General features: G+C 69.9%; 27 protein-coding genes. 24 read left to right on the top strand and 3 right to left on the bottom strand.

Features of this window, described 5'->3' with window-relative positions; genetic code table 11:
* Positions 1–2: 2 nt before the first annotated feature.
* The 4 genes from INP52_RS05405 to rsfS are packed head-to-tail and all read left to right on the top strand — an operon-like array spanning position 3 to position 2,982.
* Positions 3–1,262, top strand: coding sequence for a glutamate-5-semialdehyde dehydrogenase (locus INP52_RS05405; RefSeq protein ID WP_194369737.1), 1,260 nt, complete (start codon positions 3–5; stop codon positions 1,260–1,262).
* Positions 1,259–1,966 carry a nicotinate-nucleotide adenylyltransferase gene (gene nadD, locus INP52_RS05400; protein WP_194369735.1) on the top strand — a complete coding sequence of 236 codons (708 nt, stop codon included), beginning with the start codon at positions 1,259–1,261 and terminating at the stop codon, positions 1,964–1,966. The genes INP52_RS05405 and nadD overlap by 4 nt, the downstream gene beginning before the upstream one ends.
* Positions 1,966–2,595, top strand: coding sequence for a bis(5'-nucleosyl)-tetraphosphatase (symmetrical) YqeK (gene yqeK / locus INP52_RS05395; RefSeq protein WP_194369733.1), 630 nt, complete (start codon positions 1,966–1,968; stop codon positions 2,593–2,595). Before nadD ends, yqeK begins: the two co-directional genes overlap by 1 nt.
* Before the next feature lie 12 nt (positions 2,596–2,607).
* On the top strand, positions 2,608–2,982 hold the full coding sequence (gene rsfS, locus INP52_RS05390) for a ribosome silencing factor (RefSeq protein WP_194369731.1): 375 nt from the start codon (positions 2,608–2,610) through the stop codon (positions 2,980–2,982).
* A 9-nt stretch (positions 2,983–2,991) separates the two neighbouring features.
* Here rsfS and dinB read toward each other — a convergent pair whose 3' ends face one another.
* Genes dinB through INP52_RS05375 form a run of 3 tightly spaced genes read right to left on the bottom strand, consistent with a single transcriptional unit; the run spans position 2,992 to position 6,199 of the window.
* Positions 2,992–4,248: a DNA polymerase IV gene (gene dinB, locus INP52_RS05385; protein ID WP_228478265.1), complete on the bottom strand. Its 1,257-nt coding sequence runs from the start codon at positions 4,246–4,248 to the stop codon at positions 2,992–2,994.
* 34 nt (positions 4,249–4,282) lie between these two features.
* Positions 4,283–5,506, bottom strand: coding sequence for a sensor histidine kinase (locus INP52_RS05380; protein WP_194369727.1), 1,224 nt, complete (start codon positions 5,504–5,506; stop codon positions 4,283–4,285).
* A 15-nt stretch (positions 5,507–5,521) separates the two neighbouring features.
* Positions 5,522–6,199 (bottom strand): response regulator transcription factor, encoded by a 678-nt coding sequence (locus INP52_RS05375; protein WP_194369725.1) that lies wholly within the window; start codon positions 6,197–6,199, stop codon positions 5,522–5,524.
* A gap of 226 nt (positions 6,200–6,425) precedes the next feature.
* Between INP52_RS05375 and rpsP the strand changes: the two genes are divergently transcribed.
* The 20 genes from rpsP (at position 6,426) to tsf (ending at position 26,580) form a co-directional block, all read left to right on the top strand.
* The gene (gene rpsP / locus INP52_RS05370) at positions 6,426–6,746 is read left to right on the top strand and encodes a 30S ribosomal protein S16 (RefSeq protein ID WP_194369723.1); all 321 of its coding nucleotides are present in this window, start codon (positions 6,426–6,428) and stop codon (positions 6,744–6,746) included.
* Between the two features lie 10 nt (positions 6,747–6,756).
* Complete coding sequence (locus tag INP52_RS05365; protein ID WP_194369721.1) at positions 6,757–7,047, top strand: KH domain-containing protein; 291 nt, start codon at positions 6,757–6,759, stop codon at positions 7,045–7,047.
* 6 nt (positions 7,048–7,053) lie between these two features.
* A complete protein-coding gene (locus INP52_RS05360) occupies positions 7,054–7,587 on the top strand; it encodes a ribosome maturation factor RimM (RefSeq protein ID WP_194369719.1) in 534 nt (177 codons plus the stop codon).
* On the top strand, positions 7,587–8,339 hold the full coding sequence (gene trmD / locus INP52_RS05355) for a tRNA (guanosine(37)-N1)-methyltransferase TrmD (RefSeq protein ID WP_194369717.1): 753 nt from the start codon (positions 7,587–7,589) through the stop codon (positions 8,337–8,339). Before INP52_RS05360 ends, trmD begins: the two co-directional genes overlap by 1 nt.
* The gene (gene lepB / locus INP52_RS05350; RefSeq protein WP_194369716.1) at positions 8,326–8,877 is read left to right on the top strand and encodes a signal peptidase I; all 552 of its coding nucleotides are present in this window, start codon (positions 8,326–8,328) and stop codon (positions 8,875–8,877) included. Before trmD ends, lepB begins: the two co-directional genes overlap by 14 nt.
* Positions 8,878–8,907: 30 nt before the next feature.
* Entirely contained in the window at positions 8,908–9,810 is a 903-nt protein-coding gene (locus INP52_RS05345) for a glycine--tRNA ligase subunit alpha (RefSeq protein WP_194369714.1), read from the top strand.
* The gene (glyS, locus tag INP52_RS05340; protein ID WP_194369712.1) at positions 9,811–11,910 is read left to right on the top strand and encodes a glycine--tRNA ligase subunit beta; all 2,100 of its coding nucleotides are present in this window, start codon (positions 9,811–9,813) and stop codon (positions 11,908–11,910) included. It begins immediately after the preceding gene.
* Positions 11,911–11,969: 59 nt separating this feature from the next.
* Positions 11,970–12,371, top strand: coding sequence for a kinase/pyrophosphorylase (locus INP52_RS05335; RefSeq protein ID WP_194369710.1), 402 nt, complete (start codon positions 11,970–11,972; stop codon positions 12,369–12,371).
* Positions 12,372–12,609: 238 nt separating this feature from the next.
* Positions 12,610–15,375 carry a pyruvate, phosphate dikinase gene (ppdK, locus tag INP52_RS05330; protein WP_194369708.1) on the top strand — a complete coding sequence of 922 codons (2,766 nt, stop codon included), beginning with the start codon at positions 12,610–12,612 and terminating at the stop codon, positions 15,373–15,375.
* A 69-nt stretch (positions 15,376–15,444) separates the two neighbouring features.
* Positions 15,445–16,485, top strand: a complete 1,041-nt coding sequence (locus tag INP52_RS05325) for a deoxyguanosinetriphosphate triphosphohydrolase (RefSeq protein WP_194369705.1) — start codon at positions 15,445–15,447, stop codon at positions 16,483–16,485.
* 193 nt (positions 16,486–16,678) lie between these two features.
* The gene (locus INP52_RS05320) at positions 16,679–17,620 is read left to right on the top strand and encodes a DUF6273 domain-containing protein (protein ID WP_194369704.1); all 942 of its coding nucleotides are present in this window, start codon (positions 16,679–16,681) and stop codon (positions 17,618–17,620) included.
* A 153-nt stretch (positions 17,621–17,773) separates the two neighbouring features.
* Entirely contained in the window at positions 17,774–18,118 is a 345-nt protein-coding gene (gene rplS / locus INP52_RS05315) for a 50S ribosomal protein L19 (protein WP_194369702.1), read from the top strand.
* Positions 18,119–18,358: 240 nt separating this feature from the next.
* The gene (locus INP52_RS05310) at positions 18,359–19,141 is read left to right on the top strand and encodes a ribonuclease HII (protein ID WP_194369700.1); all 783 of its coding nucleotides are present in this window, start codon (positions 18,359–18,361) and stop codon (positions 19,139–19,141) included.
* Positions 19,142–19,322: 181 nt separating this feature from the next.
* Positions 19,323–19,862 (top strand): YraN family protein, encoded by a 540-nt coding sequence (locus INP52_RS05305; protein WP_194369698.1) that lies wholly within the window; start codon positions 19,323–19,325, stop codon positions 19,860–19,862.
* Positions 19,862–21,355 (top strand): YifB family Mg chelatase-like AAA ATPase, encoded by a 1,494-nt coding sequence (locus tag INP52_RS05300; RefSeq protein ID WP_194369696.1) that lies wholly within the window; start codon positions 19,862–19,864, stop codon positions 21,353–21,355. The genes INP52_RS05305 and INP52_RS05300 overlap by 1 nt, the downstream gene beginning before the upstream one ends.
* A gap of 12 nt (positions 21,356–21,367) precedes the next feature.
* Positions 21,368–22,276: a DNA-processing protein DprA gene (locus tag INP52_RS05295; RefSeq protein WP_194369694.1), complete on the top strand. Its 909-nt coding sequence runs from the start codon at positions 21,368–21,370 to the stop codon at positions 22,274–22,276.
* Positions 22,277–22,364: 88 nt separating this feature from the next.
* Entirely contained in the window at positions 22,365–23,705 is a 1,341-nt protein-coding gene (gene trmFO, locus INP52_RS05290) for a methylenetetrahydrofolate--tRNA-(uracil(54)-C(5))-methyltransferase (FADH(2)-oxidizing) TrmFO (RefSeq protein WP_194369692.1), read from the top strand.
* Between the two features lie 3 nt (positions 23,706–23,708).
* Positions 23,709–24,665: a tyrosine recombinase gene (locus INP52_RS05285; RefSeq protein ID WP_194369690.1), complete on the top strand. Its 957-nt coding sequence runs from the start codon at positions 23,709–23,711 to the stop codon at positions 24,663–24,665.
* Between the two features lie 201 nt (positions 24,666–24,866).
* The gene (rpsB, locus tag INP52_RS05280) at positions 24,867–25,673 is read left to right on the top strand and encodes a 30S ribosomal protein S2 (protein ID WP_194369688.1); all 807 of its coding nucleotides are present in this window, start codon (positions 24,867–24,869) and stop codon (positions 25,671–25,673) included.
* Positions 25,674–25,704: 31 nt separating this feature from the next.
* Positions 25,705–26,580, top strand: a complete 876-nt coding sequence (gene tsf / locus INP52_RS05275; RefSeq protein WP_194369686.1) for a translation elongation factor Ts — start codon at positions 25,705–25,707, stop codon at positions 26,578–26,580.
* Positions 26,581–26,608: the final 28 nt, after the last annotated feature.

The raw sequence follows: 26,608 nt of genomic DNA, 5'->3' as shown, positions 1-26,608 counted from the left end.
TCATGTCAGAGGCACGCACCAAGGCGGCGCTCGCGCACGCCGTCGCCGCCGAGCTCGGGCGGGCTTCTCGCGCACGTCGCTCGAAGGCGATAGCGCGCGCGGGTCGCACCATCATCGAGCGCGCGGGCCAGATTCTCGCGGCCAACGGCCGGGATCTGGCCCGCGCGCGCGAGGCGCACATGCCGGAGCCCCTCCTTGACCGGCTCATGCTTGACGAGGGGCGCCTGGCCGCGATCGCCTCGTCGCTTGACGAGATCGCCGCCCAGGACGACCCGCTCGGCCTCGTGGTGGGGGGACGCACCCTCGACTCGGGCCTGCGCGTCGAGCAGGTCACGGTCCCCCTCGGCGTCGTGGCGATCGTCTACGAGGCCAGGCCCAACGTGACGGCGGACGCCTTCGCGCTGTGCCTTCGCGCCGGTGACGCCTGCGTGCTCAAGGGGGGCTCGGCAGCCCAGGAGTCCTGCGCGGCCCTCGCCGACGCCTGCCGCTCGGCGCTCGGCGCCTCCGGACTGCCCGCGGACGCCCTCCAGTACGTCTCCGACGACGCCTCCCACACCGCCACGCGCGAGCTCATCGGCGCGACCGGCCTCGTCGACGTGCTCATACCCCGTGGCGGCGCCTCGCTCATACGCTTCTGCGTGGAGAACGCCACGGTGCCCACGATCCAGACGGGAACGGGCAACTGCCACATCTACCTGCATGAGGCCGCCGACCCCGAGAAGGCCGCACGTATCGTGGAGAACGCCAAGTGCTCGAGGCCCGGCGTGTGCAACGCCGCCGAGTCCCTGCTCGTGGACGAGCCCGCCGCCGAGCGCCTCCTGCCCCCCGTCCTGCGTCGCCTGTCCGAGCGCGGCGTCGAGCTCGTGGGCGACGCGCGCGCGTGCGCCGTGGCCGCCTCCTGCGGGGTTGCCATGAGCTTCGCCACGACCGATGACTGGGGCCGGGAGTACCTGGACCTCAAGATGTCCGTTGCCTGCGTGGGTGGCCTCGACGACGCCGTGGCGCACATCAATCGCTACGGGACGGGTCACTCCGAGGCCATCGTGAGCGAGTCCTACGCCGCCTGCGAGGCGTTTCTCGCGCGCGTGGACGCTTCGGCGGTCTACGCCAATGCCTCGACGCGCTTCACCGACGGAGGCATCTTCGGCCTGGGCGGGGAGATCGGCATCTCGACCCAGAAGCTCCACGCCCGAGGGCCCATGGGCGCCCGCGCGCTCACCACGACCAAGTACCTTATACGCGGGGAGGGGCAAATCCGATGAGCGTGGACGCCCAGGCCCTGCGCGACCTCGACCTTCCCATCCTGGGCGGCGATGAGGGCAGGACCTATCGGCTCGGCGTCATGGGGGGCACGTTCGACCCCATCCACAACGGTCACCTCGTGGCCGCCGAGCAGGCCTACTGCGACCTCGACCTCGACCTCGTGGTCTTCATGCCCGCTGGGCGCCCGGCCTTCAAGCTCGACCGCGACGTGAGCCCGGGGGAGGACCGCTACGCCATGACGCTGCTCGCCACGGCGGACAACCCCCACTTCGTGGCCTCGCGCTTCGAGGTTGACCGCGCGGGCGTCACCTACACCGCCGACACGCTACGCCTGCTCAGGAAGGCCTATCCGGACAACGTGGAGTTCTACTTCATCACGGGCACCGACGCGATCACCGAGATCGTCGGGTGGCGCGACGCCGCTGACATCGCCCGCCTCGCGCACCTCGTGGCGGCCACGCGCCCCGGCTACGACCTCGACCGCGCCTGGGACGTGGTGGAGGCCTCCGGGGTCGCGTTCGATGTCACGTACCTCTCGGTCCCGGCGCTCGCCATCTCGTCGAGCCACCTGCGCGAGCGCGTGGGGGCCGGGCAGAGCCTGCGCTACCTCACGCCCGCCCCCGTCACCGGCTACCTCCACAAGCACGGACTGTACGGGGCGCAGGCCGTGCCGCGCATCTGCGGCGGCGGGGCGTGGTCCTGATGGCGGGGGAGGACGGGGGGCTCTACACGGCGCAGGAGCGCGCCCTCGTGGCGCGCCTCGAGGCGGACCTGAAGGCCCAGCTCGCCCCCAAGCCGTGCCGTCTCGCGCACTCGCTCTCCGTGGCGCGCACGGCCGAGGACCTCGCGCTGACCTACGGGGTCGACCCGCTCTGGGCCCGCGTCGCCGGCATCCTGCACGACTGGGACAAGGTCGTCGCCGAGGACGAGCTCGTGGCCCGTGCGCGGCGGCTGGGCGTGGAGATGGGCGTGGACCTCGGCCTCGTCCGACCGCTTCTGCACGGGATCGTGGCCGCGCGCGAGCTGCCCGCCCGCTATCCCGAGCTCCCCGACGAGGTCTGGCATGCGATCGCGGTGCACACCACGGCGGCGCCCGAGATGTCTCCCCTCGACGAGGTCCTCTTCGTCGCGGACGGCATCGAGCCCCTCAGGCCACCGGCTCCCGGAATCGAGAAGACGCGCGCTCTCGTGGGCGCGGCCCCTCTCGATGACGTGTTCTGGAGCTCGTTTGTGGGGGGAATCGTCTACGTCCTCGAGGAGGGTCGCTACCTCTATCCGGGTAGCATCGACATATACAACGCGCTCGCGGCAGGTCGCGCGCGCACACGCTAGCAAGGAGACCTCATGCCCCAAACCCCGCTCGAGCTCGCGCGCGTCGCCGCGCTCGCCGCCGACGCCAAGAAGGCCGCCGACATCGTCCTGCTCGACCTCTCGTCCAAGACCGACGTCTGCGACTACTTCCTCATCTGCACGGGCGCGACCGCCCGGCAGGTCGACGCCATCGTCGACGAGGTGCGCGAGCGCGTGCACGCGAACTGCGCCGTCTCGCCCCTCTCGTGCGAGGGCCGCGCCCAGCTCTCCTGGGTGCTCCTGGACTACGGCTCCGTGGTCGTCCACGTGTTCCAGCCCGAGGCCCGCGCCTTCTATCGCCTCGAGAGCCTCTGGGGCGACGCCGACCGCGTCGAGCTGGACCTTGCGGGCGCGAACGGCGACGCGTAGCCCCGGTGCCTAGAAGTCGCTTTTGTTCATGGGCGTGGTGTCCGACGTGCGTCCCCGGAAGCGCAGGTCGCGCCCATAGCTCACGGCGTCGTCGCCAAAGCGCTCGCGCAGCTCGTCGGTGACGCGGCCCAGCGCCGAGCCACCTTCGCCCTCCGGCGCGCCTGGCTCACCCGCGCCGAACAGCTCGAGCTGTTCGGGCCGCCTCGCGTCGAAGCCCGAGACCCCCACGCCCAGAAGGCGCACGGGGGCGCCCTCGTGCCAGAGCTCGCCCGCGAGCTCCACCGCCACCGCCCCGAAGACGCGCTCGTCGTCGGTCGGGTGCGCGAGCGCCCTCTGCGCGGAGCGCCCGCTCAGGGCGTCGTACTTGAGCTTGAGGGTGACGGTCGAGCCCCGGAGCCCCCTCTTGCGCAGGCGCCGTCCCACGAGGGAGGCGATGTGGCGCACGGCGGCGTGCACCTCCGCCTCGCTCGTGAGGTCGTGCTCGAAGGTGCGCTCGTTCGAGACGGACTTGACTTCGTCGGGCGCCGCCGCAGCGCTCACGGGGCTCCTCTCGAGCCCGGCCGCCCGCTGGGCCATGCGCGGTCCCAGCACCCCGAACGCGCGCTCCAGCGCGCACACGTCCGCGCGGGCCAGCTCGCCCAGGGTGGTGATTCCCATCTGGGCGAGGCGCTTCTCGGTCGCCGACCCCACGCCGCTCATGGCTCCCACGCCGAGCGGGGCGAGAAACGCGCGCTCGGTGCCGGGGAAGACCACGGTGAGCCCGCGGGGCTTCTCGCGCTCCGAGGCTACCTTGGCCACGGTCTTGCTGGTCCCCAGGCCGATCGAGCAGGTCACGCCGAGCTCTGAGACGCGCTCCTGGAGGCGGCGGCAGATCTCGACCGGGCTCTCGCGCGAGAAGCGCCCCGGCGTGACGTCGAAGAAGGCCTCGTCGATGGAGACCTGCTGCACGAGGGGGGTCTCGGCGTCCACGAGGGCCATGACGGCATCGCTCATCTCGCGGTAGCGCGCGTAGTTGCCCTGCGTCCAGATGGCGTCGGGGCAGAGGCGCTCGGCCGTGAACGAGGGCATCGCGGAGTGCACGCCAAAGCGACGGGCCTCGTAGGAGGCCGTGGAGACCACGCCTCGCTTGGACGAGGAGCCGCCCACGATGACGGGCTTGCCCCGCCACGAGGGATGGTCGAGCTGCTCGACCGACGCGAAGAAGGCGTCGAGGTCGAGCAGACCGATGGCGGGGCCCTCCCACGTGAACGGGGAGCCTGCGCCCATGAGGCCCCTGTCGGCTGGGTTCGTCATGCCCCGATTATAGGAGCACGGTGAAGGTCGTGGTTCCCTCGGGCGTGGACGCGGCGGAGATCTTTCCCCCCTGCGCCTCGACGATGCTTTTTGCGATGGCGAGGCCGAGGCCGAAGCCCCCGTTCTCCTGGCGCTCCCGGGCTCTGTCGGTGCGGTAGAAGCGATCGAAGAGGTGCTCGAGGTCCTCGGCCGCGATGGGCTCGCCGGAGTTGGAGACCGTGAGGCGAACGCGGCGCGCGTCGTAGGCGAGGCGCACGCGCACGGGGGTGTCGCGCTGGGCGTACTTCGTCGCGTTGTCCACGAGCGTGCGCACCATGCGCCCGAGCTGGGAGGGGTCTCCGGTCACGTGCACCCAAGGCGCGAGGTCGCACTCGATGGAGCAGCCCCGCTCGAAGGCGACCGCGTCAAACTCCAGGGCGCAGCCCTCCACGAGGGCCGTGAGGTCGACGTCCTCGCGCACGGGGCAATCGCCCGACCCCAGGCTGCGGCCCTCGTCGGCGCGGGCGAGCGTGAGGAGGTCCTCCACGAGGCTCTTCATGTGGCTCGCCTCCTCGCTGGTGCTCTCGACCCAGCGTCGGGCCCCTTCGGGCAGGGCGCCCTCGGAGCCGAGTATCTGCGTGTTTGCGACGATGACGGCAAGCGGGGTCTTGAGCTCGTGGGAGGCGTCCGAGACGAAGCGCCGCTGGCGCTCCCAGGCCTCGCGCACGGGGCGCAGGACCCAGCCGGACAGGAGCCACGCCACCACGTAGAGCGCCCCCATGGACACCGTGACGATCACGAGGTCGGTCGTGGCCTGGTCGCGCAAGCCGGAGTCGCGCGAGTAGGTGTCGGCGAGGGCGATCCTGAAGCCGTCGCCGGTGTCCGCGCGCATCCAGGCGATGGGGTAGTCGTCGCTGTGCCCCGAGTTCTGGTCGGAACCCAGGGCCTCGACTATGACGTCGTAGAGGGTGTCGGTGGGAATCTGGACGGGGGAGTCGCTGCGCGCCAGCACCGTGCCGTCGGCGCTCACGTCGACGGTCATGGTGAGGGCCGCGTCGCCTCCCTGCCGCCCGCTCGAGTCTCCAAACTGCGGGGCGAACTGCTCGTCCAGGGCGCGCTCGAGACTCTCGCGGGTGAGAGAGCGCTGACGCGAGGCACTCGCGAGCAGCGTCGAGCCCAGGGCGACGACGAGCACCACGCCCACGAGGGCCATCGTGATGGCTACGAACTCATGGCGCAGCTTGGTGAGCATGACGTCTCCTCGACGCTAGTCGTCGAAGACCTCGAGACGATAGCCGAGCATCCTGAGCGTGGTGATCTGGACCTTGGACCCGATGTGGCCGAGCTTCTTGCGCAGGAAGGAGACGTAGGCCTCGACGGAGTTCTCCGACGCCTCCGCGTCGGCGCCCCAGACGCGGGTGAGCAGGTCCTGCTTGGAGACCACGCGGGCGCTCGAGCTCATGAGGATGCTCATCACCTCGAACTCCTTGCCCGACAGGTGCACCGAGTGGTCCTCGCACGCGAGGTCGTGCGTGGTGAGGTCGAGGGTGACGTCGGCGAAGCTGACCTCGTCGAGCAGGACCTCGCCGCGCCGGCGCGTGAGGGCGCGCAGGCGCGCGAGCAGCTCGGGGGCCTCAAAGGGCTTGGTCATGTAGTCGTCCGCGCCTGCGTCGAGCCCCTCGACCTTGTCGGAGGTGGAGGTGCGCGCGGTGAGCAGCAGAACCGGGGTGCTCACGTTCTGGCGGCGCATCTCGTGGACGACCTCGTTGCCGTTCATGCCGGGAAGCATCACGTCGAGGACGATGGCGTCGTAGGCGTCCGAGAGCGCGGAGCGCAGGGCAGCCTTCCCGTCGTAGACGGCTTCGGCGTTGTACGAGGCGTCGCTCAAGATGCGCACGATCGCATCGGCAAGGTTGCGCTCGTCCTCGACGACAAGTATGTTCATGGCCATCCCTCCGCACGGTTGCTGGCTACGTCGTGTGTGCTATCCTACCCATCAACCCTTAAAGGGCACTGAACCGCAGCGCGCCGGCTCGACGCGCGGGGGCCCGGTTCACAAAAACTGCATCTTGCGGCCGTCGTGAAGAGTCGTATGATGAGTAACTGTTTTGTGGCTTTGCGGTGCGGCCAACCTACCCACTACGCGCATCGCTCGTCTGGAGGAGTTTTCATTGGCAGTTAAGATTCGCCTGGCCCGTCACGGTGCCAAGAAGCGCCCGTACTACCGCGTCGTCGTCTGCGACGGCCGCATGCCACGCGACGGTCGCTACATCGAGGAGATCGGTCGCTACAACCCGCTGACCAACCCCAAGACCATCGACATCAACCTCGAGAAGGTCGACGAGTGGGTCTCCAAGGGCGCCCAGCCCTCCAGTGCCGTCTCCCATCTCGTCGACGTCGTGCGCAACGGCCAGCCCGTCGTGGAGAAGAAGGCCAAGCTCTCCAAGAAGGCCGCTGCCAAGGCGGCGGCTGCCAAGGCCGACGCCGAGTAGCGTGGCCCGGATGGAAGCCACAGACGAGGCCCCCACGGGCGTGAATGAGTCCGAGCTGCCCTCCGACAAGGTCTGCGACCTCGTCGAGTTCATCGTATGCGGGCTCGTCGACGACGAGGACTCGGTCACCTTGGACGTGACGGACTCCGAGGCGGGCTCGCTCATCGAGGTCACCTGCTCCGAGCAGGACGCCGGTCGCGTCATCGGGCGCAAGGGCCGTACCATCAAGGCCATTCGCACCCTCGCCCGCGCCCTCGGTCAGCGCGTGGGCACGGCGGTCGAGGTTGAGGTCGTAGGCTAGGACCGCATGTACGAGCGCTTCAGAGCCATAGCCCGCGTGGTCAAGCCGCATGGGAGAAAGGGGGAGGTCGTCACGGTTTGCGTGGACGGCCTTCCCTCGCTTGTGCGCGCGGGGCTCGAGGTGGCCGTCGTGCCGCCCGCGCTCGGGGACGGGCGCTGGCACGTCGTGGACGCCTGCTCCGACGGCGGTCGCTCGGGCCAGCTCGTTGCCCTCTCGGGAGCGACCACGCTCGGCGACGCCGAGGGGCTCGTGGGAAAGACCCTGCTCGCCCGCGCGAGCGACCTACCGGCCGACCTCGCCCTGCACGACGCGTCCGCGCTCGTGGGGCGCGAGGTGCGCGTGGAGGGCACCGACGAGTGCGGATGGATCGAGGAGATCATGGTCGGCCCCGCAAATGACGCCTGGTGCGTGCGCACGCCCGCCGGAGAGGTGATCCTGCCCGTCATCGACGAGGTCGTCTCCGCGCTTCCCGAGTCCGGCCCCATCACGCTGCGCGTGCCGGACGGCCTGACGTGGCCGGGCGGAAAGGACGGACTCTGATGCGCTTCGAGGCCCTCTCCGTCTTCCCCGAGGTCTTCGACCCCTACCTCGACGCTTCCATCATGGGGCGCGCGAGAAGGGCGCGGATCTTCTCATTTCAGGCCCATGACCTGCGAGACTGGACCCATGATCGCCATCGGACGGTCGATGACGCCCCCTTCGGCGGGGGCCCCGGCATGCTCATGAAGCCCGCGCCGATCTTCGAGGCCGTCGAGGACCTCAGCGCGCGCGGCGAGGCGCGGCCGCGCGTGGTGTTCTTCTCGCCCTGTGGCCGCCCCTTCGATCAGGGCTATGCCGCCGACCTCGCCCGCACGCCGCGCGTGCTGCTCGTCTGCGCGCGCTACGAGGGCGTCGACGAGCGCGCCTACTCCCTGGCCGACGACGTCGTCTCCCTGGGCGACTACGTCCTGACCGGGGGCGAGCTCGCGGCGCTCGTCCTCATCGACGCCTGCGTGCGGCTTCTGCCCGGGGCCCTGGGAGACGAGGCGAGCGCCCAGGACGAGTCCTTCTCGGCGAGCCTGCTCGAGTACGCGCAGTACACGCGCCCGGCGAGCTATCGCGGGATGGACGTCCCCGAGGTCCTGCTCTCGGGCGACCACGCCCGCGTGGACGCCTGGCGCCGCGCCGACGCGCTTGAGCGCACCGCTCGCTGGAGGCCCGACCTGCTCGACGGCGCGGGGCTCACGGACGACGAGTGGGCCCGCGCGCGCGAGGCCCGGAGAGAGGGAGGTCCCTGCGATGGCCGAGCGTGACCGAAGGGGCACGGGCGGCGTCTGGTGGCTCGTGGGGTGCGTCGGGCTTGCCCTCGCTGCGGCCCTTCTGCTGCGGACCTTCGTCTTTGGCACCTACCTGGTCCCCTCGGGCTCCATGCTCGAGACCATCCAGGAAGGCGACCTGCTCGTCGGGGAGCGGGTGACGCTTCACTTCGAGGGTCCCCAGCCCGGCGACATCGTGACCTTCGACAGCCCGCTTGACGACCAGACCCTCATCAAACGCGTCATCGCGGTCGCGGGCCAGAGCGTGGACCTCAGAGACGGCTTCGTGTACGTGGACGGCGTCGCCCTTGACGAGCCCTACACCCTCGGCAAGCTCAGCTACTCCCTGTCGGACCTCGCGGGCGCAGCGCAGATCACCTATCCCTACACGGTCCCGGCCAGCTGCGTCTGGGTCATGGGCGACAACCGCACCAACTCGAAGGACTCGCGCTACTTCGGCGCCGTGAGCGTCGATGACGTAACATCGAGGGCGCTTTTCATCTACTGGCCCCTCGCCGACGTCGCCGGGCTCTAGGCGCGTCGGATCAAACAGGAAAAGGACGATATGAGCGACAACGCGCTTACGTTCCAAGACATGATTCTTGCGCTCGAGCGCTACTGGGCGGTACAGGGGTGCACGCTCATGCAGCCCTACGACTCCGAGGTGGGCGCGGGCACCTTCCACACGGCCACGACCCTGCGCTCGCTGGGCCCCTCCGCGTGGCGCACCTGCTACCCTCAGCCGTGCCGCCGCCCCGCCGACGGACGCTACGGCGAGAACCCCAACCGCCTTCAGCACTACTACCAGTTCCAGGTCCTGCTCAAGCCGTCCCCCGCCGACTCCCAGGACCTCTACCTCGGCTCGCTGGCGGCCATCGGGCTCGACCCCGACCTTCATGACGTGCGCTTCGTCGAGGACGACTGGGAAAGCCCCACCCTGGGCGCGTGGGGGCTGGGCTGGGAGGTCTGGCTCAACGGCATGGAGGTGACGCAGTTCACCTACTTCCAGCAGGTGGGCGGCATCGAGGTCGACCCCGTGCCCGTCGAGATCACCTATGGCCTCGAGCGCATCGCCATGTACGCCCAGGGCGTGAGCTCGGTCTACGACCTCGTGTGGAGCTATCTGCCCGACGGCACCCCTATGACCTACGGCGACGTCTTCCTGGAGAACGAGCGAGAGTTCTCGACCTACAACTTCGAGGTCGCCAACGTGGGGATGATGCGGCAGAAGTTCGACGACTACGAGGGGGAGTGCCAAAGCTGCCTCGAGCGCCGCCTGCCCCTGCCGGCCTACGACTGCGTCATGAAGTGCTCCCACGCCTTCAACCTGCTCGACGCCCGCGGCGCCCTGTCCGCCGTCGAACGCGCCAACTACATCCTGCGCGTGCGCGCCGTCGCCAAGGCCTGCTGCGAGGCCTACCTCGAAGAGGTCGCCGGCGCGCGCACATCGAACGAAGAGGTGGCCTAGATGGCTGAGACCCGTGACTTCCTGCTCGAGATCGGCTGCGAGGAGATGCCCTCGGCGCCGCTCATGGGCGCGGTGCGCCAGCTCGAGAGGCTCGTGCGCGACGGCCTCGACGAGGCGGGCCTCGCGCACGGGGAGGTGCGCGTGATCTCGAGCCCGCGCCGGCTCGCCGCCCTCGTGGCGGACGTCGCCTGCGCGACCGAGGAGGTCCACGAAGTAAAGCGCGGCCCGGCCGCCAAGATCGCCTTCGACGAGTCCGGCGCGCCCACCAGGGCCGCCGCCGGCTTCGCCCGCAAGTGCGGCGTGGGCGCCGAGGCGCTCGTGCGCCGCCAGGACTCCGACGGCCGCGAGTACGTCTTCGCCGAGAAGAGCATCGCCTCCGCGCCCGCGCTGCCCATCCTCTCCGCGCTCTCGGAGCGCCTCATCGGCTCCCTCGAGTGGCCCAACTACCGCAGCCAGCGCTGGGGCACCCAGCACCAGACCTTCGTGCGCCCGATCCGCTGGATCTGCGCCCTTCTCGGCAGCGAGGTCGTGCCCGTCACCTATGCGGACGTGACGAGCTCCAACACCACCCGCGGCCATCGCGTCCTGGGCCCGGGGGAGCACGTGGTCTGCGAGCCGGCCGCCTACGAGGGGGTCCTCGAGGCAGCGGGCGTGCTCTCGGAGGAGCGCCGGCGCTCGGCCATCGCGGCCGGTATCGCCGGGGTCGAGGCCGCGCGCCCCGGCTCGCGCGTCGACACCCCCAAGAAGGTCCTTGACGAGGTCGTGAACCTCTGCGAGTGGCCGACGGTCGTCGTGGGAACCTTCGACGCCGAGTTCCTCGAGGTGCCCCACGAGATCATCTGCGAGTCGATGCTCTCCAACCAGCGCTACTTCCCGATCTACGACGCCTCTGGCGCCCTCACGCGCGAGTTCGTGGTCGTCTCCAACACGCGTCCCGAGAACAGCGCGCGCGTCGTCGACGGCAACGAGCGCGTCGTGCGCGCCCGCCTCGACGACGCCAAGTTCTTCTACGAGGAGGACCTCAAGCGTCCGCTCGAGGCCTACCTGCCCCGCCTCGCCGAGGTCACCTTCCAGGAGCGGCTCGGCTCCATGCTCCAGAAGGCTGAGCGCATGGAGCGCCTCGCCCCCGAGGTCGCCCGCCGCTCGCTTCTGCTTGACGAGGCCCAGGCCGCCCAGGCCGGCCGCGCGGCGCTGCTCGCCAAGGCCGACCTCGTGACGCAGGCGGTCGTCGAGTTCACGAGCCAGCAGGGCGTCATGGGCGGCTACTACGCCGCGCACGACGGCGAGCCCGTCGAGGTCGCCCGGGCCATCCGCGACCAGTATCGCCCGCGCTTCGCGGGGGACCGCCTGCCCCAGGGCCCCGTGGGGACCTGCGTGGCCGTCGCCGACAAGCTCGACACGATCTGCGGCATGTTCGCCATCGAGCAGCCGCCCACGGGCTCGTCGGACCCCTTTGCGGTGCGCCGCAGCACCATCGGCGTGATCGCCATGCTGCGCGAGGCGCCTCTCGCCAACCTGGCCGCCCTGGTGTTTTGCGCGCTCGACGCCTACGAGGAGCAGGGCCTCGCCTTCGATCGCGGCACCGCCGAGCGGGCCGTCGCGACCTACTTCCAGGGACGCCTCGCCTCGATCGCGCGCGACGAGCACGTCTCGCCGGACACCGTCGAGGCCGTCTCGGCGGCCGGCGTCGTCGACCCCTCCGTCTTCCTCTCTCGGGCCCACGCCCTCGAGGACGCGCGCCGCACGAGCCCGGAGCTCTTCGAGGACCTCGCGCAGGCCTACGCCCGCGCCGCCCACCTCGCCGACGCGAGCCTGGGCACCTCCGTGGACGCGGGGCTTCTCGGCGGGGCCGAGCGCGCGCTGCTCGCGGCGTGCGAGCGGGGCTCGTCAGAGGTCGCGCGCCTCCTGGCAGCCGGAGACTTCGCGGGCTGTCTGGGGGCCCTTGCCGGGCTCAAGGCGCCCATCGACCGATTCTTCGACGACGTCCTCGTCATGGATGAGGATACTGCGAAGCGAGAGAACCGCCTGCGCCTGCTCAACCGCTTCGTTGAAGTCTTCGTGGGCGTCGCCGATATTGGCGCGCTCTCGCGTAAGAAGTAGGATAGGGTGGGCTCGGGCATCCGCGCCCAGGCATGACCACGGCTACAGGAGGACTCGCGATGACTACGCTTGATTTGGACGACGATGCCTTCGAGCAGGCGGTTCCGCTCATCTACGTCTTGTCGGACTCGCGCGGCGAGACGGCCAACACGGTCGTCATGGCGGCCGCGGCCCAGTTCGGCGACGGGTCCGTCGAGATCAGACGCCTCTCGAACGTCAAGGACGTCAATACCGTACGCGCCTACTTCGACGAGGACTTCGACCCGGACCGCCCGAGCGCGGTGTTTCACACCTTTGCCAACGGCATCCTGCGGCGCGAGATTCGCCGTGAGCTCGACCGGCGCGGCATCCCCTCGATTGACCTTCTGGGCCCGGCGGTCACGGTGCTCTCCACCCTCACGGGTGAGGAGCCTACCCATGCGATTGGTGCCGTCTTCAACGAGGAGCCCGAGGGCAAATAATCGAAAATCAGCTCCATATTACTACCATCAGGCCCAGGCTGCACGCCTGGGCCTGCTCTTTGTTCGCGGACGGCCGTTTACCCGCCATCAGTGACCGAATATCTAAATGAGCAGCTCTGAGCAGGTGAGCTTGCTACCATATTCAGATGGCGCGGGGTTGGGCCCCTGCGCGTGAACCCGTAGTAAGTGCACGTCCCCGCGGGCGTGTCTGGAACCCAGGAAAGCAAAAGAGGACAGTATGGCTGAAAAGCACGTGTACCGCTTCGGCGTCGGTGCCGACGGCGTGGACGCCACCGAGCTGGCGGGCGAGACCGTCGACGTCTCGAAGTGGATCGTCGGTGGCAAGGGCGCCAACCTCGCCGAGATGGCCCGCATCGGCCTCCCGGTCCCCCCGGGATTCTCCATCACCTGCCAGACCTGCGTCGCGTACTCCACCTCGGACAACACCTGGCCCGCCGGCGTCCTCGACGAGATTGACGCCGCCCGCGTTGACCTCGAGGGGCGCATGGGCAAGCAGCTCGGCGACCCCACCGACCCGCTGCTCGTCTCCGTGCGCTCCGGCGCGCCCTTCTCCATGCCGGGCATGATGGACACGGTCTTGAACCTCGGCCTGAACGACGTCTCGGTCCACGGCATCATCGAGCAGACCGGCAACGCCCGCTTTGGCTGGGACTCCTACCGTCGCTTCATCCAGATGTTCTCCGGCGTCGTCATGGGCGTCGACGGCCAGCTCTTCGAGGATGCCATCAACGCCAAGAAGGCCGAGGTCGGCGTCAAGCTCGACACCGAGCTCTCGGCTGATGACCTCGAGGACCTCGCGCAGACCTTCAAGCAGATCTTCGCGGTCAACGTCGACTCGCATGCCCACCCCGAGGTCACCGTCGACGGGCGCGCGGAGTTCCCGCAGGATCCCAAGCTGCAGCTGCGCCTCTCCATCGAGGCCGTCTTCGGCAGCTGGATGAACGAGCGCGCCATCATCTACCGCAAGCAGAACAAGATCTCCGACGAGCTCGGCACGGCCGTCAACGTCCAGGTCATGGTCTTCGGCAACAAGGGCGACACCTCCGCGACGGGCGTGGCCTTCACGCGCAACCCCGCCGACGGCACCAAGGAGTTCTACGGCGACTTCCTGGTCAACGCCCAGGGCGAGGACGTCGTGGCGGGCATCCGCAACACCGAGCCCATCGCCGACCTCAAGCACGTCGAGGGCCTCGAGGAGGCGGGCAAGCAGCTCGACGAGATCTTCCTCACGCTTGAGGAGCACTACCGCGACATGATGGACATCGAGTTCACCATCGAGCAGGGCAAGCTCTGGATGCTCCAGACCCGCGTGGGCAAGCGCACCGCCATGGCCGCGCTCGCCATCGCCATGCAGTTCGAGAAGGAGGGCCGCATCTCCAAGGAGCAGGCGGTCATGCGGGTCGCCCCGTCCCAGCTCGACCAGCTCCTGCACCCGCAGTTCGACCCGAAGGCCGACTTCAAGGTCCTCACCAAGGGCATGAACGCCTCGCCGGGCGCCGCCGTGGGACAGATCGTCTTCTCGGCCGACGACGCCGTCCACTGCGCCAACAAGGACCAGCCCTGCATCCTCGTGCGCTGGGAGACCACGCCCGATGACCTCAAGGGCATGGTCGCGGCCGAGGGCATCCTCACGAGCCACGGAGGCAAGACGAGCCACGCGGCCGTCATCGCTCGCGGCATGGGCGCCCCCTGCGTCTGCGGTGCCGAGGCGCTGCGCATCGACGCCAGGAACAAGGAGGTCGCCGTCTCCGGCACCGACGTCGTGCTCCACGAGGGCGACGTCATCTCCATCAACGGCACAACCGGCGACGTCATCTTGGGTGCCGTCACCCTGACCCGCCCCGAGCTCACCGGAGACCTCGAGACCATCCTCGAGTGGGCCGACGCTGTGCGCGTCGACGCCTCGCGCGGCCGCAACATAGGCGTGCGCGCCAACGCCGACAACCCCGCCGACGCCAAGCTGTCCCGCGACTTCGGCGCCGAGGGCATCGGCCTCGACCGCACCGAGCACATGTTCCTGGGGGACCGCAAGGAGATCATCCAGTCCTTCATCCTCGCCGACGAGCCGGGTGCCAAGCAGCAGGCCTTGGGCCAGCTCCTCAAGGTCCAGACCGAGGACTTCCTCGGCATGTTCGAGGCCATGGACGGCAAGGCCGTGATCGTGCGCCTGCTCGACCCGCCCCTGCATGAGTTCCTCGACGACCCGCGCGCCTACGCCATCGACCTCGCGCACGCGGAGGATCGCGGCGAGAGCCGCATCCAGCTCAAGGCCCGTCGCGACATGCTCGCTCGTCTCGACTCCTTCCAGGAGGTCAACCCCATGCTCGGCCTGCGCGGCTGTCGTTTGGGCATCGTGTACCCCGAGCTCACCGAGATGCAGGTCCGCGCCATTGCCGGCGCGGCCGCGCAGCTCAAGAAGCGCGGCCTGAACCCCAAGCCCGAGATCATGGTCCCACTCGTCTCCACCGTCGAGGAGCTCAAGGTCGTGCGCGAGCAGATCGGGGACGTCATCGAGGGCGTGTGCGAGCAGACCGGCGTCGAGCTCTCCATCCCCGTGGGATGCATGATCGAGATCCCGCGCGCCGCCGTCACCGCCGACGAGATCGGTGAGTACGCCGACTTCTTCTCCTTCGGTACGAACGACCTCACCCAGATGGGCTTCGGCTTCTCGCGCGACGACGTCGAGAGCGCCTTCATTCCGCTGTACCTTAGCAAGAAGATCCTCAAGGCCAACCCGTTCGAGACGCTCGACGCGGGCGTCGCCAAGCTCGTGAAGCTCGGCGTCGAGGGGGGCCACGAGGCCAACGACAAGATTGTCTGCGGCGTCTGCGGAGAGACGGGCGGAGACCCCGACTCGATCCAGATGTACTACGACCTCGGTCTCGACTACGTGTCCTGCTCGCCGTACCGCGTGCCCATCGCACGCCTCGCGGCGGCCCAGGCCAAGATCGTCTCGAACGGCGGCGCGAAGAAGCGCGCCTAGCCGTCGATCTCAGATGAGAGGGGGAGGGGGACTTCGGTCCCCCTCTTCCTTTAGGGACGAGGAGCCATCATGCGCATGCGAGGACGCAAGGAGCTCGAGCGCTCGGAGCACGAGACGCTCTCGGCGGACGCCACGTTCGCCGACGCGTCGCGCGGCCGTCCGCGACCCGAGGAGTCGGACCTGCTGAGGACCTGCTTCCAGTGCGACCGCGACCGGATCCTGCACAGCAAGAGCTTCCGTCGGCTGGCCCACAAGACGCAGGTTTTTCTCGCCCCCGAGGGAGACCACTACCGCACCCGCCTCATCCACACGCTCGAGGTGGCCCAGGTGGCGCGCTCCATCGCCCGCCCCCTGGGACTCAACGAGGACCTCACGGAGGCCGTGGCCCTTGGCCACGACCTGGGCCACACGCCCTTCGGCCACGTCGGAGAGCGCGCCTTGTCACACGCGATCGCGCGCTACCGGGGTCTCGACCCCGATGAGCCCACCAGCGGGCGGCTCTTTGAGCACAACGAGCAGAGCGCCCGCATCGTGGAGCTGCTCGAGCGCGACGGGGCCGGCCTCAACCTCACCTTCGAGGTCGTCGACGGCATCCGAAACCACTCTGGCACCCGGCACGCGGCCACGCCCGAGGGCCGCATCGTGGGCCTGGCCGACCGCATCGCCTATGTCTGCCACGACATCGACGACGCCGAGCGTGCGGGTCTGCTCTCTGAGGCCAACCTGCCTGCCGTCGCCCACGAGGTCCTGGGAGCGAGCTCGTCGGAGCGCATCGAGACCATGGTGCGCGACGTGGTCGAGAGGAGCGCCGAGACGGGCGACGTGGGCATGTCCGGGCCCATCTGGGATGCCATGATGGCGACGCGCTCCTTCCTGTTCGCGAACCTCTACGAGCGCGGCGACGCCAAGTGGGAGGAGCCCAAGGCCTACGCCATGCTCGAGGAGCTCTTTGACCACTTCGTGGCCCATCCCGACGAGGTGCCCGAGGAGTATTGCGTCCACGACGACGCACTCGAGGTGCAGGTCGCCGACTTCGTGGCCGGCATGACCGACCGCTATGCCGTGCGCACCTACGAGCGGCTCAAGATTCCGCAGTCCTGGCGTCGCTAGGCATTGTTCCCCGCGCTCATGAATCCGGGGGCGGGGCACGAAACGGTCGTCGAGCGCCTGCCCCAGGTCCGTTTTGTTGAGCAACGGGGCCTCTCGCCTGTCTCAGCCCCCGATTCCTGAGCGTCCCCTGGCCGCGTCGCGCCCGCCCGAGTCTGCTACCCTCGGGTGGAGAGAGACGACGGGGGGGGGGAACATGTCCAGACGCAGGGGTGGCCGCGGCCTGACGGTCGTTGCGGTGGTGCTCTCGCTCGCGTTCGTCATCGCCGCGGCGGGCCTTCTGCGGCTCGTCGCAACGGGCGGGGGCCCGGCGAGCGCGCCCGACGCGCCCGCCGCGCCAGAGCTCGCGCCCGCCGCCTTCGAGGACTACTCCTGGCAGGACGTCGCCCAGGTCGCCCAGAGGGTCGCCGCGGCCGGAAGCGACGAGGAGGGCGCCCAGATCGCGGGGGACTACAACCTCGGGGTCGGCTCGTCGAGGCAGCTCGTGCTGGGCAACGACGTGGCGGTTGAGGTCCGCGTCGTGGGGGTCAGGCAGGACGTGCGCTCGGATGGCTCGGGCGTGGCGGGGCTCACGTTCATGACCTCACCAATCGGCATGCGGCCCATGGAGCCCCCATCGACCAGCGAGGGCGGATGGCAGGCCAGCGGCCTCAGGGCCTGGCTGGCGGACGACGGGCGCGCTCTTCTGCCCGCCGAGCTCTCCCCGCTCGTGGTGCCGGTCGACAAGCTCACCAACAACGTGGGCGTGACCGACGACGTGGCGAGCGTCACGACGACCTCGGACGCCCTGTGGCTCTTCTCGGCCAGCGAGGTCTGCGGGAGCCTCACCTGGTTCGAGGACGAGTACGGGGCCGCTCCCTCGGCGGCGACGGGCTATGTGGACTTCTCGGCCTATGACGCGCTGCTGTCGGGGGAGGGGGAGCAGTACGCCTACTTCGCCCAGGTCGGCGTCACGGGCTCCTCGGACCCCGCCCACGTGCTCGCGCTCGGGTCCGCCTGGTGGTATCGCACCCCCTACCCGTACTCGTTCACGGGTGATGACGCGCGCTACTTCTACCAGGTCATGAGCTCGGGCTTCCCCTCCTCAACGGGCGAGGCCGACGCGGACTCCGGGGTGGTCGTGGGGTTCTGCCTCTAGGGGCGATGCGCGCCGGCGAAGAGGGGCCCGTCCCACGACGCCTAAAGAAGAACCTTGTTCCAAGGTGCGCGGTGTCCTATAATCGAACGCTGTGTGTAAGCCTATGTGTCGCTCGCCCAGCGTCGACACCTCTAGAGGAGACAAGGAAAGAGCATGGACTACATTCGCGCCATCGAGCGCCAGCAGATTCGCGAGGACATCCCCGCTGTCCGCGTTGGCGATCGCGTCAAGGTTCACTATCGCATCGTCGAGGGTGAGCGCACCCGCGAGCAGGTCTTCGAGGGCGACGTCATCCGCATGAGCGGCTCCGGGTCGCGCGAGACGTTCACCGTGCGCAAGATCAGCTTCAGCGTCGGCGTCGAGCGCACCTTCCCGCTCCACAGTCCCAAGATCGCCAAGCTCGAGGTCGTCCGCCACGGCGACGTCCACCGCGCCAAACTTTACTATCTGCGCGATCGCGTCGGCAAGGCCGCGCGCATCCGCGAGAAGCGCGACTAGAGCCTCGCCCCGCGCGCGTCACGAGCCGTCCCTGCGGGGGCGGCTTTTTTTGTCGGGGCGCGGCGGGGGCACGCACCGCCCACCGTTGCCTCCGTGCGGCCGCAAAAAGGCGAGATGGCGTAGCGTGATGAGAGACGCCTGATATTTCTGCAGGTAGACGAGTGAGGGTTTTTGTCAGTCGCAAGACGGTGTCCGGTGCGGCCGCAATGGCGAGGGTAACCTCGCGGAAGGAAGACAGCCATGTCCGTTCGTCCCGTGACGGCCCGCGAGGTTACGGCCACGATAGCCTCCGCCCCCCTCGAGGAGGCGCGCGCGCTCGTCGGGCGCTATGCCGAGGACCCCCGCAAGCAGGTCCGCCACGCCGTCGAGGTGGCGCGTCGCCGCGTCGAGCGCGAGGACGCGGAGCGCGAGCGCGTGCGCGGCATGTACGCCCTCCAGCACGAGCTCGGAGGCGACGGCGTGATCGTGGGCGTCGACGAGGTGGGCCGGGGATCCCTCGCGGGTCCCCTCACGGTGGGGGCCGTGGTGCTGCCGGACGACCCCGTCATTTGGGGCATCAACGACTCCAAGCAGCTCACCCCCGCGCACCGGGAGGCGCTCGCGGCCACGATCGCCGAGGTCGCCGTGGCCATAGGGATCGCGCACGTGGAGCCCGCGTCCATAGACGCCGTGGGCATGGCGAGTGCGCTGCGCCACGCGATGGCCGCCGCGATCGCCGACACGGGCGTCGAGCCCGACTGCGTGTTGCTCGACGGAAACCCGATGCACGTCCATCCCGCCGAGAAGAGCCTCGTGAAGGGGGACGCGCGCGTCGCCGCCATCGCCTGCGCCTCCATCGTGGCCAAGGTCACCCGCGACGCCCTTATGGTCGCCTACGACGAGGAGTATCCGGGCTATCACCTGGCCGAGTCGAAGGGCTACGGCTCCCCGGAGCACATCGCCGCCATCCGCGCGCGGGGCCTCACCCCCCTGCATCGCGTCTCCTTTTGTGGAAACTTCATGGATACTATGCCTCTTTTTTGAGGGAATGCTTTTGACGCGCTTTTTGTCTCGTCGCTTGCGTCCTACGTCATCGACGAGGGCGGCGGGCGCGCTTCGCTGAACGGTCAGGCATCGGTCGGCAAGATGAAAGACACCAGAAAGAGAGCTGCACACCCCCTCTGTCACCCTCGTCTGAACACAGGGCGGACCGAGGGAGGCAGTCATGCAGGACGGCTATGAGCGCACGTGCGACTACGAGGAGGACCCGGACGAGGAGTATCTCGCCGAGGGGGCGGACGAGAAGGACGAGAAGGACGAGAAGGACGAGAAGGACGAGAAGGACGAAGGAGAGCCGGACGCTCGGGGCGCGGCCGATCTCACCCCGCGCGAGCTGGGGCGCAAGGGGGAGGAGATGGCGGCGTCCTACCTCGAGCGCCGCGGCTGGCGGCTGCTCGAGCGCAACTGGCGCTGCCCCTACGGCGAGGCGGACATCGTCGCGCAGGACTCCGACGACGATGACAACGACACCGTCGTCCTCGTTGAGGTGAAAACGCGCCTCGCGCTGGGTGAGCGCGCCGACGCGATGCCCGAGCTGGCTGTGGACGCCCACAAGAGGTTTCGCTACCGCCGCCTCGCCCTCGCCTACCTCATGGAGCACCCCGAGGTCTTCTCGATCCGCTTCGACGTCATCGCCCTGAACGTCGTGGGCGATGGCTCGGCACGCCTGCGCCACCTGTTTGGCGCCTTCTCCCTGGACGACTGATGGACACCGGGTCCGCGAGCGTGCGAACGGCGGCGCTGAGGGGCGTGGAGGCGCTCCCCGTCACCGTCGAGGTCAGCACCTCAGGAGGTATCCCCGGCCTGGACATCGTGGGCATGCCCGACTCAGCCGTCCTCGAGGCGCGCTCGCGCGTGCGCTGCGCGCTGCGCTCGAGCGGCTTCACGCTCCCGCGGCTGCACGTCACGATCAACCTTGCGCCCAGCGAGATGCGCAAGTCGGGCACCGGATTCGACCTGCCCATGGCCGTCGCCATTCTCATGGCCACCCACCAGCTCTCCCCGGAGGTCGCACGGGACAGCCTCTTCGTCGGCGAGCTGGCGCTCGACGGATCGGTGTGCCCCGTGCGAGGGGACGTGGCCTACGCCCTCCTCGCGCAGAGAGAAGGGAGCACCCTCGTGACGGCCGCCGCGAGCCCGCTCTCGGCGGCGTGGCACGACGAGGCGCGCGGGATCCAGACGCTCGCGCAGCTCAAGGGAGGAGTGCGAGAGCTTGCGCCCCTCGGGGTCAAGAGCTCCCAGACGGGCCTCGACGCCCAGGGCGCGCGGCTCGACTTCTCGGACGTCGTGGACCAGGAGCTGGCGAAGCGGGCGCTCGTCGTCGCGGCGGCGGGACGTCACGGCATGCTCATGGTGGGGCCGCCCGGGGCCGGCAAGACCATGCTCGCCCGCCGCATGCCCACGATACTGCCGCCCCTCGAGGGGCGCGAGGCCGCCGAGGCCATGCTCGTCCACTCCGTGGCCGGCCAGCCCATCGACGCCCTCTCGCGCGGGGAACGGCCCTTCCGCGCGCCGCATCACTCCATCTCGGTCGGTGGCCTGGTGGGAGGGGGCAGGCCCGTCCTGCCCGGGGAGGTCTCCCTCGCCGACAGGGGCATTCTCTTCCTCGACGAGCTGCCGGAGTTCACGCGCGGCGCCCTGCAGGCGCTGCGGCAGCCGCTCGAGGACCACGAGGTGAGGATCGTGCGCGTCGACGGCGTCTACGCCTTTCCCTGCGACTTTCAGCTTGTCGCGGCGGCCAACCCCTGCCCCTGCGGCCACCTCGGCGACCCGGGCCACGCGTGCACCTGCCCGCCCGCCAAGGTGAGCGCCTACCAGGCGCGCATCGGAGGCCCCCTCATAGACCGCATCGACGTCGTGGTCGACGTGGCCCGCCCGATGAGCTCCCGGGTCATCCAGGGCCAGCAGGGGACGGGGTCGTCCGAGATGGAGTCCCAGGTGAGCGCCGCGCGCGCCTTCGCCGACTGGCGACGCTCCCGTCGCCGCTCTGCCGACAGCGACCCCGTCACGCAGGCAGACCTCACCGGAGAGGCGCGCTCAACCTTCGAGCGTCTCGCCGCGGGCCTCGCGCTCGGGGGCCGCGCTATCGTGCGCGTCGCCCGCGTCGCGCGGACGATCGCGGATCTTGCCGAGCACGAGCGCGTTGAGCCCGACGACGTCGTCGAGGCCGTGGGGCTGCGCGCCCGAGCGAGCTCATGAGAGGAGAAGAGCATGGAGTCGACTGAGCGATGGAAGCTGGACGCGGGGGAGGAAGGCTACCCGAGCACGCTCATGGAGCTCTCGTCGCCTCCCGCGTCGCTCTACGGGCGCGGGAGCCCCGGGGCCCTCGAGGGGCCCTGCATCTCGATCGTGGGGGCTCGGCGGGCCACGCCCTACGGGCTCGCGGTGGCCGAGATGGCGGCGCGGGTCGCGGCCGAGTGCGGCGTCACCGTCGTCTCGGGCGGGGCGATGGGCTGCGACTGCGCCGCCGGGCGCGCGGCGCTCGCGGCGGGAGGGACCACCGTCGTCGTCTCGGGCTGCGGAGCCGACGTCACCTACCCCGCGAGCTCGGCGGACGTCTTCGCGGGCGCGGTTCGCGCAGGCGGGGCGGTGGTGTCCGCCGAGCCCTGGGGGGCGGGGCCGCGCCGCTGGACCTTCCCGCGCAGAAACGCCCTCATCGCGGCCCTCTCCCAGGTGCTCGTCGTGACCGAGGCCGGGATGCGCTCGGGCACGATGTCCACCGCAGACGCCGCCCTCGAGCTCGACCGCACCGTCTACGCCGTGCCGGGCTCGATCTTCTCGCCCACCTCGAGCGGGACCAACCGCCTGGCCTCGGAGGGTGCGCGCGTCATCGTGGACGAGCGCTCCCTCGAGCTCGCGATCTCGCTCGATTACGGCGTCGCCCGCTTCGCGCACGCGGGAGAGCGCGCCCCCATGGGTCCCGTCATGGCGGCCCTGGTGGCCTCCCCCGCGCGGCCCGACGAGCTCGCCTCCCGCCTCAACGAGGGGGTCCTCACGCTGCTCCGCACCCTCACGGACTACGAGGCCTCCGGGATCGTGGAGCGCCTGCCGGACGGCAGGTACGCCCCCACGCGTGCCTTTCTCCTCGAGAGTGGGCGCGCGTGGGAGGGCTCGCCCTGAGCCTGCGCGAGCGCGCGTCGGCTTCATGCTAAGGTGGGTGGGCAAGGGAGCGAGAGGGGCACGCTCGCGACGCGAGGGGAGACGACACATGGGGCAGCGCGTGACGGTCGTCGGGGCGGGGCTCGCGGGGTGCGAGTGCGCCCTGCAGCTGGCGAGAAGGGGCGTGGGGGTGCGCCTGTACGAGCAACGGCCGACCCATGCCTCGCCCGCGCACCACACCGCCGGCTTCGCCGAGCTCGTGTGCTCCAACTCCCTCAAGTCGACCAAGCCCGACGTCGCGGCGGGGCTCCTCAAGCGTGAGCTCGACCGGATGGGCAGCGAGCTTCTGGGGTGCGCACGTCAGGCGTCCGTTCCGGCGGGAGGGGCCCTCGCCGTCGACCGGGCCGCCTTCTCGCGGCTGGTGGGCGAGCGCGTCGAGGCGAGCCCCCTGATCGAGGTCGTCCGCAAGGAGGTCACGCGCCTCCCGGAGGGCCCCTCGGTCATCGCAGCGGGGCCGCTGTGCTCAGAGGCGCTCTTCGACGCCGTTTCGGCCGTCCTGGGCGGGTCCCGCATGAGCTTCTTCGACGCCGCCGCCCCCATCGTGGACGCGGACTCGATCGACCGGGAGGTCGCCTTCTCCCAGTCGCGCTACGAGGAACAGTCGACGGGCGACTACCTCAACTGCCCCCTGAACAGGGACGAGTACGACGCCTTCGTGGACGCGCTCGTCTCGGCCGAGCGCGTCCTCGCCCGCGACTTCGAGCAGTCCGATCTCTTCTGCGCCTGCCAGCCCGTCGAGGAGGTCGCGCGCACGGGCCACGACTCCCTGCGCTTCGGGGCGCTCAAGCCCGTGGGGCTCACGGACCCGCGCACGGGGCGCAGGCCCTGGGCCGCCGTCCAGCTGCGCGCCGAGAACGAGGCGCGGACGGCCTACAACCTCGTGGGGTTCCAGACCAACCTCACCTGGCCCGAGCAGCGGCGCGTCTTTCGCATGATCGCCGGCCTCGGTCAGGCGGACTTCCTGCGCTATGGCGTCATGCACCGCAACTCCTTCGTCGACGCGCCGCGCGCGCTCGACCGCACCTTCGCCGTGCCCGGCACGAGCACGCGCCTGGCCGGCCAGATCACGGGGACCGAGGGCTACGTCGAGGCCATCGCGTCGGGGCTCCTCGCGGCGCTCAACACCTACGCGGCGCTTTCGGGGCAGGCCCCCGTGGACCTTCCCCGCACCGGGGCCCTTGGGTCTCTGGTTGCCTACGCGACCGACCCCCAGACGGTGGACTACCAGCCCATGCACGTGAACTTCGGGCTCTTTGCGCCGCTGGCCGACCCGCCGCGCAACAAGGCCGAGAAACGCCACGCCCTGGCCGAGCGCGCCCGCGCGGACTTCGACGCCTACCTCGCCGCGCGCCCCGACCTCTTCGGGGACGCCGGCTCGCGGGAGGCTTAGCGCATGGGCGCCTCAGACCCCGTCGAGCCGACCGCGGAGGCGCGCGGGCGCGCGGACGAGGCCGACCTTCTCGACCAAAGCGCGGAGCGATTCTGCCGCCACCTCGGCGTGGCCCGCAACCTCTCGGACAACACCGTGCGCGCCTATCGCTCGGACCTGGGCGCTTTTTCCGACTGGGTGCGCCGCGAGGGCGTGAGGCCCCTCTCCATCACCCATCGAGACCTCAGGCGCTACCTCGCCGAGCTCTCCCGCGCCGGCTACTGCGCGCGCACGGTCGACCGCCACCTCAGCGCCCTGCGCGGCCTCTACCGGTGGATGGTGCTCGAGGGGGTCTGCGAGCGCGAGGCCGTCTCGGCGCTTGCGAGCCCCAAGGCGCCGCGCGTGCTGCCTCTGGCCATGTCCGACGAGGAGGTGCGCGCCCTTCTCGCCACCTGCGGGGCCGATGACCCCGCGAGCCGGCGTGACCGCGCCTTTCTCGAGCTGCTCTACGCCACGGGCGCGCGTGTCTCGGAGGCGTCGGCGCTTCGCGTCGGCGACGTGGACTTCTCCCAGGCCCAGGTGCGGCTCTTCGGCAAGGGCTCCAAGGAGCGCATCGTGCCCGTCTACGAGGCGGCGCTCGACGCGCTGGGGGCCTACCTTGACGAGGCGCGCCCGGCGCTCGCGGCCCATGCGCGCCGGGTCACGGACGCCCTGTTCCTCTCGGCGCGCGGCAACCCCATGTCCGCGGACGCCCTGCGCACCCGCTTCGAGCGTCGGGTCGCCCAGGCCGGCCTCGACCCCGCCCTCACGCCGCACGCGATGCGCCACGCCTTTGCCACCGAGCTCCTCACGGGGGGAGCCGACCTCAGGAGCGTCCAGGAGCTGCTCGGCCACGCGAGCCTCGCCACGACGCAGATCTACACCCACCTGTCCGTCGAGCGCCTGAAGGACGCCACGCGCGGCGCGCACCCACGCTCGTAGAAGCACATTTTTCTCGACAAGTCCCTGATGAGCCTGTATACTTTTCCCCCGTTGTGCTGAGGCACGACGTGTCGCGCACGAGCGCGGCACCATTTCGCACGCGTGACGACCCGCCCGCCGTGGTGCTCGGGACTAACAGCCAGGTCCCGGGTGGCGTCTCGGGGATGACCTCACGCGGAGGACCAACCACAGGAGGTTACCATGGCTAAGATCACCATCCAGACCCTGCTCGACGCCGGCTGCCACTACGGCCACCAGACCCGTCGCTGGGACCCCAAGATGAAGCCCTACATCTTCGGCGACCGCAACGGGATCTACATCCTCGACCTCAAGCAGACCATGCTGGGCGCCGACAGGGCCTACACCTTCCTCAAGGACACCGCCGCCAAGGGCGGCACCATCCTGTTCGTTGGCACCAAGAAGCAGGCGCAGGAGCCTATCGCGACCCAGGCGGCGCGCTGCGGCATGCCCTACATCAGCCAGCGCTGGCTCGGCGGCATGCTCACCAACTTCGTGACCATGCGCTCCCGCATCACGCGCATGGAGGAGCTCGAGGCCATGGTCGAGGACGGTCGCATGGCCACCCTGCCCAAGAAGGAGCAGGCGCTTCTCGGCAAGGAGCTCGACAAGCTCCAGAAGAACCTCGGCGGCGTCCGCGACATGACCGCGCTTCCGCAGGCCATCTTCGTCGTCGACACCAAGCGCGAGGAGATCGGCGTACGCGAGGCAAACCGCCTGCACATCCCCGTCGTGGGCCTGCTCGACACCAACTCCGACCCCGACGTCATCGACTACGGCGTCCCCGCCAACGATGACGCCATCCGCTCCGTCTCGCTGATGTGCGAGCTCGCCGCCGACGCGGTCCTGGCTGGCACCGGCAAGGAGCAGATCACCGCCGAGGAGATGGCCACCCCCGCCGCGCCCGCCTCCGAGGCTCCCGTCGCCGAGGCGCCCGCCCCTGCGGCGGCTCCCGCTCCCGAGGCAGCTCCCGCCCCCGCGGCCGAGTAGTTACCCCCTAAGAAGCAAAGGAGAAGCACAAATGGCACAGGTTACTGCCGCGCTCGTCAAGCAGCTCCGCGAGATGACCGACTCTCCGATGATGGAGTGCAAGAAGGCCCTTGTCGAGGCGGACGGCGACATCGAGAAGGCCGTCGACATCCTGCGCACCATGGGCGTCGCCAAGGCCGTCAAGCGCGCCGGCCGCGACACCAACGAGGGTACCATCGCCACCTACGTCTCCGACGACGCCAAGGTCGGCGCGATCCTCGAGCTCACCTGCGAGACGGACTTCGTGGGCACCAACCCCAAGTTCACCGGCTTCGCCGCCGAGCTCGCGCAGGTCGTCGCCACGAGCGACCCCGCCGACGTCGAGGCCCTCAAGGCCTGTCCGATGAACGGCGCCACCGTGGGCGACGAGCTCACCGAGATGATCCACGTCATCGGCGAGAACATGAAGATCGCCCGCTTCCAGCGCGTGAGCGCCGCGGACGGTGCCCTGGGCGGCTACATCCACCTGGGCGGCAAGCTCGCCGACCTCGTGGCCTTCAAGCTCTCCGACGACGCGTTCGCCGCGTCCGCGGAGTTCAAGGCCTTCGCCCATGACGTTGCCATGCAGGTCGCCGCGGCGGCTCCCGTCGCCGCGCGCCGCGATGACGTCCCCGCCGACGTCATCGACCACGAGCTTGCCATCTACAAGGCTCAGGCCGCCGAGTCCGGCAAGCCCGAGGCCATCCAGGAGCGCATGGCCCAGGGACGTCTCGAGAAGTACTTCAAGGAGAACGTCCTCACCGAGCAGGAGTTCGTCAAGGATGGCTCCCTTACCATCTCCCAGCTCGCCCAGAAGGTCTCCAAGACCCTCGGCGGCCAGGTCGAGGTCATGAGCTTCGTGCGCTACACCTTCGGCGACGCCGAGTAGCTTTTGGTCCAGGCACGTCCGGGGGCCG

This window comes from Thermophilibacter immobilis (genome assembly GCF_015277515.1).
Classification (GTDB): Bacteria; Actinomycetota; Coriobacteriia; order Coriobacteriales; family Atopobiaceae; genus Thermophilibacter; species Thermophilibacter immobilis.
Note: the sequence above shows the minus strand (reverse complement) of the source record. Positions and strands in the feature narration are given on the sequence as shown.

Coding starts and splice junctions, on each gene's coding strand:
- dinB (WP_228478265.1), bottom strand. CDS start 4,248: ATGGGCGCAGGCTCCCCGTTCACGTGGGAGGGCCCCGCCATCGGTCTG.
- INP52_RS05360 (WP_194369719.1), top strand. CDS start 7,054: ATGTACGAGCGCTTCAGAGCCATAGCCCGCGTGGTCAAGCCGCATGGG.
- rsfS (WP_194369731.1), top strand. CDS start 2,608: ATGCCCCAAACCCCGCTCGAGCTCGCGCGCGTCGCCGCGCTCGCCGCC.
- INP52_RS05320 (WP_194369704.1), top strand. CDS start 16,679: ATGTCCAGACGCAGGGGTGGCCGCGGCCTGACGGTCGTTGCGGTGGTG.
- INP52_RS05345 (WP_194369714.1), top strand. CDS start 8,908: ATGAGCGACAACGCGCTTACGTTCCAAGACATGATTCTTGCGCTCGAG.
- ppdK (WP_194369708.1), top strand. CDS start 12,610: ATGGCTGAAAAGCACGTGTACCGCTTCGGCGTCGGTGCCGACGGCGTG.
- INP52_RS05310 (WP_194369700.1), top strand. CDS start 18,359: ATGTCCGTTCGTCCCGTGACGGCCCGCGAGGTTACGGCCACGATAGCC.
- rplS (WP_194369702.1), top strand. CDS start 17,774: ATGGACTACATTCGCGCCATCGAGCGCCAGCAGATTCGCGAGGACATC.
- nadD (WP_194369735.1), top strand. CDS start 1,259: ATGAGCGTGGACGCCCAGGCCCTGCGCGACCTCGACCTTCCCATCCTG.
- tsf (WP_194369686.1), top strand. CDS start 25,705: ATGGCACAGGTTACTGCCGCGCTCGTCAAGCAGCTCCGCGAGATGACC.
- INP52_RS05405 (WP_194369737.1), top strand. CDS start 3: ATGTCAGAGGCACGCACCAAGGCGGCGCTCGCGCACGCCGTCGCCGCC.
- INP52_RS05300 (WP_194369696.1), top strand. CDS start 19,862: ATGGACACCGGGTCCGCGAGCGTGCGAACGGCGGCGCTGAGGGGCGTG.
- INP52_RS05305 (WP_194369698.1), top strand. CDS start 19,323: ATGCAGGACGGCTATGAGCGCACGTGCGACTACGAGGAGGACCCGGAC.
- INP52_RS05325 (WP_194369705.1), top strand. CDS start 15,445: ATGCGCATGCGAGGACGCAAGGAGCTCGAGCGCTCGGAGCACGAGACG.
- INP52_RS05380 (WP_194369727.1), bottom strand. CDS start 5,506: ATGCTCACCAAGCTGCGCCATGAGTTCGTAGCCATCACGATGGCCCTC.
- INP52_RS05365 (WP_194369721.1), top strand. CDS start 6,757: ATGGAAGCCACAGACGAGGCCCCCACGGGCGTGAATGAGTCCGAGCTG.
- INP52_RS05295 (WP_194369694.1), top strand. CDS start 21,368: ATGGAGTCGACTGAGCGATGGAAGCTGGACGCGGGGGAGGAAGGCTAC.
- yqeK (WP_194369733.1), top strand. CDS start 1,966: ATGGCGGGGGAGGACGGGGGGCTCTACACGGCGCAGGAGCGCGCCCTC.
- INP52_RS05375 (WP_194369725.1), bottom strand. CDS start 6,199: ATGAACATACTTGTCGTCGAGGACGAGCGCAACCTTGCCGATGCGATC.
- lepB (WP_194369716.1), top strand. CDS start 8,326: ATGGCCGAGCGTGACCGAAGGGGCACGGGCGGCGTCTGGTGGCTCGTG.
- glyS (WP_194369712.1), top strand. CDS start 9,811: ATGGCTGAGACCCGTGACTTCCTGCTCGAGATCGGCTGCGAGGAGATG.
- INP52_RS05335 (WP_194369710.1), top strand. CDS start 11,970: ATGACTACGCTTGATTTGGACGACGATGCCTTCGAGCAGGCGGTTCCG.
- rpsB (WP_194369688.1), top strand. CDS start 24,867: ATGGCTAAGATCACCATCCAGACCCTGCTCGACGCCGGCTGCCACTAC.
- trmD (WP_194369717.1), top strand. CDS start 7,587: ATGCGCTTCGAGGCCCTCTCCGTCTTCCCCGAGGTCTTCGACCCCTAC.
- INP52_RS05285 (WP_194369690.1), top strand. CDS start 23,709: ATGGGCGCCTCAGACCCCGTCGAGCCGACCGCGGAGGCGCGCGGGCGC.
- trmFO (WP_194369692.1), top strand. CDS start 22,365: ATGGGGCAGCGCGTGACGGTCGTCGGGGCGGGGCTCGCGGGGTGCGAG.